The organism is Geminicoccus flavidas (assembly GCF_009806515.1).
GTDB lineage: Bacteria > Pseudomonadota > Alphaproteobacteria > Geminicoccales > Geminicoccaceae > Geminicoccus > Geminicoccus flavidus.
Genome location: NZ_WUJP01000707.1, coordinates 1 through 8,028 on the forward strand (window position 1 = coordinate 1; position 8,028 = coordinate 8,028).

The following is an 8,028-nucleotide window of genomic DNA, read 5'->3' on the forward strand; positions in this document are numbered from 1 at the left end:
GCGCAGCCACATCAGAGCGTTGATGCTGCTCGACCCGCCTACGAGGCGGCCTGACGGGAGCACCAGGACGCGGTCGTCCAGCCGGTCCTGCGGCACTGTGGGCCGCGACCAGTCGAGCTCGGACCCGAGATTGGTGAACCAGACGAATGGATCGGTGATCTGTGGCCGGTTGAGCCCACCCGGCCCCGCCTCGATCAAGAGCACGGAGACCGAGCGGTCGGCCGAGAGGCGGTTGGCGAGAACGCAGCCGGCGGTGCCGGCGCCAACGATGACGTAGTCGTAGCCGGCCTTGAGATCAGCCCGGCGCTGGGCCTGGTTCTCGGCCGCCTGGGCCGCGTGATCGGCCCAGGCTACCGCGGTGGCGCTCGCGACCCCGGCCTTGAGAAGTGTACCGAGGAACGTCCGGCGGTCGATCCGGCCGGTGTAGGCCGCCAGAGAGAGCGCGTTGAGGAACTCGCCCTTTTGATACTCGTCTGGCGCGCCACTCCCGTCCGCGTCGACCCGTTCTTCATCGCCTTGGGGATCGAAGCGCTCGGCCATCTCGGTTCCTCCCGCGTGCTGCTACCCCCGTCATGGGGCGGTCAGGCTCGGGTGGCGGGAGGAAGCAGTCTCCGGCGCTCGGCGCAGTACCGGCGCCGGTGTTGTCATCGCTTCGCGATGATGCGCTCGGGATGAGGCCGCGACAATGATCACCAGCTGCCCGCGACTGCCTTGACACCGAACACAGCCGCTCTGTCGGCTACCGGCGCCGTGTCGATCCGCGCAGTCGACGTGGCTTTGGCAGCAGATGAACGATTCTCTCGACCTCGAGCAGTCGAGTGCCGAGGGCCTCGATCATCTTCATGAGGCGCAGCCGCTCTTGTGCCTCACGTTGCATCCCTTCCTCGATGCGCCGGAGGAGGGTCAGGATCTGATCGACATCCTCCCGTTCCTCGGCGCACCGAGCATCATTGTCGTTCTCTGGATCCCGCACGTGGTTCTCCTTTCACCCGTCCCAGATGCCTACTGACGTGACGCTAAAGAGCGTGATGGTACCCTGGCTGAAGGTCTGGTCGTTGATGTGCCCGAGGTTGCCGGTGTCAATCACCAGGCTCTGCCGTGTTTCGCCCATGAATGAGGCTGATCGAACCGAAATCCCCTTGTTCCCAACCCCAACGACATCGTCACCGTTCGTGTCGAGCTGGTATAGGGACACGAAAGCCGCGAAGGTCGTCTTGATCTCGAAAGGTTCGCCCGTCTGCGTGTAGTGGTGATAGCTGATCGACAGGCGGTCTTCGCCCGGACGGAAGTCGGAGATCAGATCGTTGGCTTCGACGTAGTGGGTGTCATGCTCGTCCCACCCGCCGTTCTCCTGGTAGGAGAAGTCGTAGTAGAAGACATCCTCTCCAGACCCGCCGGTGAGGATGTCCTTGCCGTTCCCGCCGGTCAGCATGTCATTGCTGGCCCCGCCGATCAGGCGATCGTCCCCACCGTTGCCGACGAGGTAGTCTTCGCCTTCGCCCCCATCTAGCCGATCGGCGGACCACGAGCCGCTCAGGCTGTCGTCGCCGTCCTCGCCCCGGATGTTGTTGCTGCCGGCGCCGCCCCAACATAGTCATCGCCGGCCCCGCCGAACCCGATGATGCGTGATCCGGTCAGCGGATCGTCATCGTCATGATCGTCCTGTCGAACGTGTCCTCGCCTTCATTGCCGAACAGGACGTTGAGGCCGCCGCCGCGAAGGCTGTCGTTGCCTTCACCGCCCACCAAGCGGTCATCACCGAAGCCGCCGTCGATCTGATCGTTGCCTGCCCCGCCGACAAGGAAGTCACGCCCGTCCCCGCCGTACAGCCAGTCGTCATCGTCGCCGGCGAAGATCGTGTCATCGCCTTCGTCACCGTAGGGCCAGTCTTTGCCCGGCCCGCCATCAATCCGGTCGTTGCCTATCCCGCCCGCAGCCCAGTCGTCCCCGCCGTGGCCCCGCAGGATGTCGTCCCCGCCGTGGCCCCGCAGGCGGTCGTTGCCGCCGATTCCCCAGATGACATCAATACGACCATCCCCGGAAGTCTGATCATCCTGCATCGTGCCCGTCAGGACGCGTCGCACAGTCTGAACACTCATCACTATGGCCTTCCAGAATCCCAACGCATCTATGGGACTGAGAAACGCTGATGTCGAACCACAAGATCAAGTCTATACTCAGATAAATTCGGAAATATCTGCTAAAGTTTGTCTAGGATCCAGCCGAAGTCGTCGCGCTGGCCGCGCATCCATTTTCCACCACGGCAGATTGCGTGCCATCAGATAAATTGGTTACGCGGCCGGCCAACGAGCCCGGCCGCCCGTGTCCTCCGGTTGCCGGCGCCGCATCAGGACCGATGTGTCGATCATGAGCTTGGGCACCGGACTGGCACTCAGCATCGCGCTTGGTGCGGTGGTGGGCGAAGCGCTGTTCGACAATATGGCGGCCGGCGCGGTCGGCCTCTGCTTGGGCGTGACGCTCGGGCAGGTCAGGCGCTGACCGGCTAGCCGCCGCTATCGAGCCACTGCTAGGCGGCCTGCTTCATTCCAGCTCGATCATGACCGCCAATTCGGCATGCCGGATGGCCTGCTTCACGTCGACGGGCTGCTGGGTCAGCATCTGGCGGACAACCTCAACGGAAATGCCGGTCTGCTGGGCGATCTGCGTCACCGACCGGCCTTGCGCGGCAGCGCACGCGAAAAGCACTTTCGCCGGATCGTGTTGCTTGAGCAGACGCGCGATCCGCGACGTGCTGATCCGCAACGCAGATGCACACATGGCGGTGGTGGCGAGCCGGGCGCGCATGGAATCGATGGCGGTCCGTGCCTCGGCGTCGGTGACGCGGCGCTCCGGCCCGCCCCGGCACCGGCCGACCCGTGGACGGCGGAGCTCGTCCGGCTGCGCCAGGTCGAGTTGCAGGCTGCGCAGCTGGTGGCGGCCGGTCAGGCGGTGGTGGCGCAGATGGAGCGGCTGCTTGGCGAACTGCACCACCTGCAGCAGCAGGTCGAGGCCCTCCAGCTGGCCACCCACGCCAGGGGCAGCGTGGGCGCCGGGCAGCCCACCGGCGCCCACACGCGGGCCGGCACGCGCCGGAGCTGAGGCGGGCCGGCCGGCATCCCACCCCCTCGCCCCATCTGCCATAACCTCCGACCAGCCTGGACGGCCTCGTCCCCCATGGACGGCCGCCGATCAGGCGGCCGGCTGACGCCGCTGGGTGATGCCCAGCACGCAGCAGTGCTCCAGCACGGCGTCGCCTACCGGGCGGCGCACCTCCGGCGGCAGCTCGATCGCCTGGCGCCAGCTGCCGTCCGGTGCCCGGTAGCGGGGCAGGTCGACGCCGGTGGCTTCCTCCCCGGTGACCGGGTGCTTGAGCCGGAGCACCTGCACCCCGTGCAGCACGAGCGGCACCCCATCCAGCACCAGCTCCACTGAGGCCAGGGCCAGCAGCTTGCCCTTGGCCACCGGCTGCACCGCCAGCACGGTGGCGGTGATCAGGGTGGTGTCGTCGTTCGCCTGTGGATTGCTCGAGTAAGCATCAGATCAACCATGAAGATTGGCAGTCGTTCCGCCAGTGCCGGCATCGTACGGCTTGATCGGGATGGCCTGGAATTGCCGAAAATTTGATTCAAATTTGTTGGAATTATTCCAGGTTATGGCGTGGGCTGATCGGATCAGCCATGGCGGCAGCCGGAGGAAGCCATGACCAAGCCACGCCATGCGCCGTGTTCTACATTAGCGGCTGTTGCCCCGGCCGATGCCGACCTGCTTCAGCGCGTGGCGGCTCTGGCCAGGAACGATGACCAGGCCCAGCGCTTGCGCCAGCTGATCCAGAACGCCGGGGCGATCCCGCAGGCCGCGTGGCTGGCGGCCTTGCGGCCGACCAGGCACTAGCGGCAGCAAACGGCCTCAGGAGCCAAGCCGTCATGGGCCCCAGGCTCGCCAGCCGACCTGCCAAGGGCAAAGGCTGGCGGGGCGGCCGAACCTGCCTCCATCCCCTATAGCTGTCCACTTCTGCCATAACCTCCGACCTGTGCGAGCACCGCCATGGCCACTCTTAATCCATTTGATCTGGGTCTCCCCAAGCACGCCATAATTGAGTAACTCCGAACGAGTTGCGCCCACGGCCTCGTTGCGAGTTCTCATAGTTCGAGTATAATGCTCGGTCTTCGCGAGTCCAATAGGGGCCAACAGCTTCGCTAGAATGACAACCTTGGCATCGCTGGAGGTTGACATGAACACTCGTGTTCTAGTGGCCGCTTGCTTCACAACATTGTTGAGCATGACCGGTGCAGGGGAGGCTGCGCAGTGGCAGGTATGCGGAGACCTCCGCAACTTCAATCTTACTAGTTGCGAGTTCCGCGGTAGGCCAGGAACGCATTGGGAGTATGGAATCGTATGGAATTCACCCGAACCACTTCCCTCGGTCTGCGTCACATGGAATAGAGGCATTCGAATTCACAATAAAGAACCACATTTTGTGAACAGCGACAATCCTACTATCAATCAAAGATGGGGTGGATTCGTGTTTTATCAAGGAACCGATGCGTCAGATGACAATATATGTTCAAATGGCTTCAGGCACAGATATTGGATTCTAGACACAAACAACGTCGTTACTATGACAAGCAGCAACGGGTGTTTCTTTGATTACCCGGTTTACTGCCGTCGTCGCTGATAATGCTGTGCGGAGGAACTTTGCTCACTGTTCAAGGCGTAGCGGGGTGCAGCTTTCTTGGGCGTCCTCATGGCTTTTTTTGGGTTCCTCCGCTTGACCTCAGGCTTGGCCGACCACGCAGGAAGCGGCGCACTGGCCATCCTTCTCACCAGCGCGTCGACCTTTGATCCGTACGGCACCTTCTCCAGCGCCTCAGATAGCTGAGGGACGTGAAGGCCGGCGCTGTAGTGGCCAAAGCTCATCCCCTCCACCCGACCAAAGAACGGCAGGACGACCACATGGCCACCATTACGGGAACCGAGGATAAGGACCTCCTTTACGGCACCCCGCTGAAGGATCTGATCGATGGTCTGGGCGCCAGCGATATCGTGTTTGGTCGGGCTGGGGATGATCGGATCTACGGTCGCGCCGGCGCCGACCGGCTCTATGGCGAAGGCGGGACGGACTACATCTCGGGTGGGGACGGCAACGACGTTCTGTTCGGCCAGGACGGCCGGGACCGGCTCTGGGGCGATGCCGGGGATGATTTGATCAACGGAGGTACGGGCAACGACGACCTCTACGGCGGTGACGGCAACAACACCCTGAAGGGAAACGAGGGCAACGACCGGCTCTACGCAGACTTCGGCATCGACCGCCTGGACGGCGGTAGTGGCAACGACCAGCTCTTCCTCGACGGGCCCGGCGGTCGGATGATCGGTGGCGACGGTGACGACATCCTGCACTCCACCGGCAGCAGCACCCTCTTTGCCGCCATCCTGATCGACGGTGGGACTGGCAGGGATACGTTCGTTTATGCCTTCGGCAATGATCCGGATCCGAACGACAACCCTTACGGGCAGATGTCCGACAGCAACAACCTGATCACCGACTTCCAAAGCGGCCAGGACCAGCTGGACATCTCCGAGCGCTGGGCAGACCCCCACAAGCAGGTCCGGATCGACTACACCTTCGACATGCTGGACACGAACAAGGACGGCGTGCTCGGCCTGGGCGATGCCGGCGTCTCGATCACCCAGCCGTCATTCTCTGGGATCAAGGCCGATAGCCTCACCATCAACTTTTGGCAGATGGCGGGTGGGTCCGCTGGGGCTACTGGTCGGCTCGCCTTGTATGGGGTGACCGAGCTGCACCCGGGTGACATTGTGGCCGGCTAGGCCATGATCACCGCATAGGTCTGGCCGCGCTTGTCGTAATCGTACTATCAGCCTGGACGGCTTAGAAAGTTGCTCGATCAGTGACGAAGAAGCGGATCAGGCCTTTGCCTTGACCGGAAGCCGAAAGGGCGCGCCGAGCCGGTTGAACGCGTTCATCGCCGCGATGGTGATCGTGAGGTCCACCAGATCCTTGGGCGCAAAGGCCGCGCTTGCGGCCGCATAGGCTTCGTCAGAAGCGTGCGTCTCGCTGACGAGCGTGACTTCCTCCGCCCACGCGAGCGCGGCGCGGTACTGGTCAGAAAACAGGTGGGGCACCTCGGCCCAGACTGGAACCAGGGCGACCTTCTCGAACGGCATCGTCTTAAGGAGGTCCCGGGTGTGCAGGTCGATGCAGTGCGCGCAGCCGTTGATCTGCGACACGCGCAGGAAGACGAGGTGGATCAGTTCGTGGGGTAGGTCGGTGCCCGTGGTGATATAGTGGTGGATGCCAAAGAGCGCCTTTGCACCCTGTGGCGCCACCTCGTTCCAGACCAGCCGTTTGTTATCGCTCATGACAAATCTCTATGCTCGGAACGCCGGAGATCGACGTTCAAAGTCATGACGAGCCGATCGGTCGGGGTGTGACATGCCATGCAGTATTTCCGCTCGACGCGGCATAGGGCCGGCATCCTTTCATGTCGGCAGCCCAATCGGACATAACATTTGACCGTGCGACGCCGGGAAGTGCCGGGGGAAGTGCTCGCCGCTCCGCCGGGTAATCCTTCGCGCCGGCGGCCGGAGCGGGACTGTCCGGACCCCATGATCGACTTCATCCGACCGGTCGCATCCGGCTTGCCGGCATCTTCTGGTTGAGATCGACCAGACCGCTGCCGGTCACCCCAGATCGACCACGATGATGTCGCCGACGATCTCGCGGATCGTGTTGGTTGGCGGCCACCACCCGTGGCAGCCGAGCAGGCCGTACGCGTTGCCGGCGCTCAGGGCCAGGGGCCAGACATGGATGTCGATCGCCCCCATCGGCTTGTGGGCGATCTGCCTAGGATCAGGCAGGTAGTCGCAGGGCCGGCGCAGCGCCTGGAACACCAGCGCGCGCATCGGCGGATCCTGCAGGATGCTCGGGGAGACCCGGATCGCGGCGCAGCCCTTGATGTTGGCGCAGTCCATCTTGAGCTGGAGGCCGTAGCTGGCGGGGCGGCCGATGATGCAGGTCCGGTCCACCAGCCCCTCCTGCTCGACCTGCGCTGCAGTGCATAGCTCGGTCGGATACTCGCCGGGCAGCGGGATCGGTACCGTGAACTCCTGCCGGGTGGGGTACAGGAAGTCGTAGTAGTTCTGCCCGGTGAACTGCATGCTGGCGGCGTTGGTCGCCGCATCGATCAGTGCCACGTCGAGCTGGTTCGGGTTCTTCAGGAGCACGCCGGTGCGAGCACAGCCGGCCAGCGCCAGGATCGCCAGCAACCACATCCAGAAGCGCATGGAATTCTTCTAGCTTGTTCTGTGGAATGACCCTACTTCGTGCCCGGCCTGCCGATGGCCGGCAAGTGGGCGATTGCCCCGCATGGCCCTTGCCGGGTTATCCGCCCCCGCTACGGTGATCAGCCCGACCGGCTGAAGGCCCACCGTGTACATTGTGGCATGGCTCCACCACCGCCCCGCGACCATCCACGAGGTGCTGCGGATCGAGGCCGCGACGCCCGACGAGCTGCTTGCGGGCGCCGCCTCGGCGCTGCATAAAAAGCGGATCAAGCCGAGCCACAAGCTGGCCATCCTCCAGTGCCCGCCCGGGAAGGCAGCCGAGCTGCGCGCGGACCTCGAGGAGCTGATGCAGCAAACCGATCCCGCCGACGACGACTAGCGCTGGACGGCGTCCGGCGATCCTGCTGATCTGCCGGGCCCGGCGTGCTATTCTCCACCGCGCGGGGCTCTGGCCACTTTAGCAGGCGCTGCCTGCTGGCGCGGCGCAAAAAGAACCGCCCGGTGGTAGACCGGGCGGCGATGAGGGGGATCGCTCCAGCTTCGTGAACTGGAGCAGGACCTCAACGAGAGGTGGGGGGTGGGTGTTCCGGTCGATCCCGCCGGATGACTCGACGCTCATCTCGCGATCACCGGAAACCATCGGTTCATCCTGGCAGGATCGGCAACGACAGGACGATCACCATGCCGGTGAGGGCGGCCAGGATGAGGAAGTGTGGATCG

Annotated in this window: 11 protein-coding genes and 1 pseudogene; 5 read left to right on the plus strand and 7 right to left on the minus strand. The window is 63.9% G+C overall.

Annotated features, from left to right (window positions below):
- A partial coding sequence (locus tag EQG76_RS20255; RefSeq protein ID WP_159716154.1) for a GMC family oxidoreductase N-terminal domain-containing protein occupies nt 1–540 on the minus strand: 540 nt, incomplete at its 3' end.
- Nucleotides 541–787: 247 nt separating this feature from the next.
- Between EQG76_RS20255 and EQG76_RS20260 the strand changes: the two genes are divergently transcribed.
- A complete protein-coding gene (locus EQG76_RS20260) occupies nt 788–1,009 on the plus strand; it encodes a hypothetical protein (protein ID WP_159716155.1) in 222 nt (73 codons plus the stop codon).
- Here the strand turns inward: EQG76_RS20260 and EQG76_RS20265 are convergent.
- Both EQG76_RS20265 and EQG76_RS20275 read right to left on the minus strand, forming a co-directional pair.
- Nucleotides 986–1,576, minus strand: a pseudogene (locus EQG76_RS20265) (hypothetical protein); the annotation flags it as partial. The gene EQG76_RS20260 and the pseudogene EQG76_RS20265 overlap by 24 nt on opposite strands.
- A gap of 58 nt (nt 1,577–1,634) precedes the next feature.
- Nucleotides 1,635–2,099, minus strand: a complete 465-nt coding sequence (locus EQG76_RS20275; protein WP_159716157.1) for a calcium-binding protein — start codon at nt 2,097–2,099, stop codon at nt 1,635–1,637.
- Between the two features lie 268 nt (nt 2,100–2,367).
- Between EQG76_RS20275 and EQG76_RS32850 the strand changes: the two genes are divergently transcribed.
- Nucleotides 2,368–2,499, plus strand: coding sequence for a hypothetical protein (locus tag EQG76_RS32850; RefSeq protein ID WP_255476575.1), 132 nt, complete (start codon nt 2,368–2,370; stop codon nt 2,497–2,499).
- A 42-nt stretch (nt 2,500–2,541) separates the two neighbouring features.
- On the opposite strand, the gene EQG76_RS20280 is transcribed toward EQG76_RS32850, so the two are convergent.
- Both EQG76_RS20280 and EQG76_RS20285 read right to left on the minus strand, forming a co-directional pair.
- Nucleotides 2,542–3,030 (minus strand): hypothetical protein, encoded by a 489-nt coding sequence (locus tag EQG76_RS20280; RefSeq protein ID WP_159716158.1) that lies wholly within the window; start codon nt 3,028–3,030, stop codon nt 2,542–2,544.
- 159 nt (nt 3,031–3,189) lie between these two features.
- On the minus strand, nt 3,190–3,480 hold the full coding sequence (locus EQG76_RS20285) for a hypothetical protein (RefSeq protein WP_235031471.1): 291 nt from the start codon (nt 3,478–3,480) through the stop codon (nt 3,190–3,192).
- Nucleotides 3,481–3,699: 219 nt separating this feature from the next.
- Here EQG76_RS20285 and EQG76_RS20290 point away from each other — a divergent pair, with 219 nt between their 5' ends.
- Together EQG76_RS20290 and EQG76_RS20295 are read left to right on the plus strand one after the other, a co-directional pair.
- Complete coding sequence (locus EQG76_RS20290; protein WP_159716159.1) at nt 3,700–3,891, plus strand: hypothetical protein; 192 nt, start codon at nt 3,700–3,702, stop codon at nt 3,889–3,891.
- A gap of 1,062 nt (nt 3,892–4,953) precedes the next feature.
- Nucleotides 4,954–5,832 carry a calcium-binding protein gene (locus tag EQG76_RS20295; protein WP_159716160.1) on the plus strand — a complete coding sequence of 293 codons (879 nt, stop codon included), beginning with the start codon at nt 4,954–4,956 and terminating at the stop codon, nt 5,830–5,832.
- A gap of 96 nt (nt 5,833–5,928) precedes the next feature.
- On the opposite strand, the gene EQG76_RS20300 is transcribed toward EQG76_RS20295, so the two are convergent.
- Together EQG76_RS20300 and EQG76_RS20305 are read right to left on the minus strand one after the other, a co-directional pair.
- Entirely contained in the window at nt 5,929–6,384 is a 456-nt protein-coding gene (locus EQG76_RS20300; RefSeq protein ID WP_159716161.1) for a carboxymuconolactone decarboxylase family protein, read from the minus strand.
- A gap of 321 nt (nt 6,385–6,705) precedes the next feature.
- A complete protein-coding gene (locus EQG76_RS20305) occupies nt 6,706–7,308 on the minus strand; it encodes a hypothetical protein (RefSeq protein WP_159716162.1) in 603 nt (200 codons plus the stop codon).
- Between the two features lie 193 nt (nt 7,309–7,501).
- On the opposite strand from EQG76_RS20305, the gene EQG76_RS20310 reads away from it, so the two are divergent.
- Nucleotides 7,502–7,687 (plus strand): hypothetical protein, encoded by a 186-nt coding sequence (locus EQG76_RS20310; RefSeq protein ID WP_159716163.1) that lies wholly within the window; start codon nt 7,502–7,504, stop codon nt 7,685–7,687.
- The last annotated feature ends 341 nt before the right edge of the window (nt 7,688–8,028 follow it).

Bases quoted from the DNA above. Each gene is read 5' to 3' on its own strand.
- EQG76_RS32850 (WP_255476575.1), top strand. From the start codon at position 2,368: ATGAGCTTGGGCACCGGACTGGCACTCAGCATCGCGCTTGGTGCGGTG.
- EQG76_RS20290 (WP_159716159.1), top strand. From the start codon at position 3,700: ATGACCAAGCCACGCCATGCGCCGTGTTCTACATTAGCGGCTGTTGCC.
- EQG76_RS20300 (WP_159716161.1), bottom strand. From the start codon at position 6,384: ATGAGCGATAACAAACGGCTGGTCTGGAACGAGGTGGCGCCACAGGGT.
- EQG76_RS20305 (WP_159716162.1), bottom strand. From the start codon at position 7,308: ATGCGCTTCTGGATGTGGTTGCTGGCGATCCTGGCGCTGGCCGGCTGT.
- EQG76_RS20275 (WP_159716157.1), bottom strand. From the start codon at position 2,099: ATGAGTGTTCAGACTGTGCGACGCGTCCTGACGGGCACGATGCAGGAT.
- EQG76_RS20260 (WP_159716155.1), top strand. From the start codon at position 788: ATGAACGATTCTCTCGACCTCGAGCAGTCGAGTGCCGAGGGCCTCGAT.
- EQG76_RS20295 (WP_159716160.1), top strand. From the start codon at position 4,954: ATGGCCACCATTACGGGAACCGAGGATAAGGACCTCCTTTACGGCACC.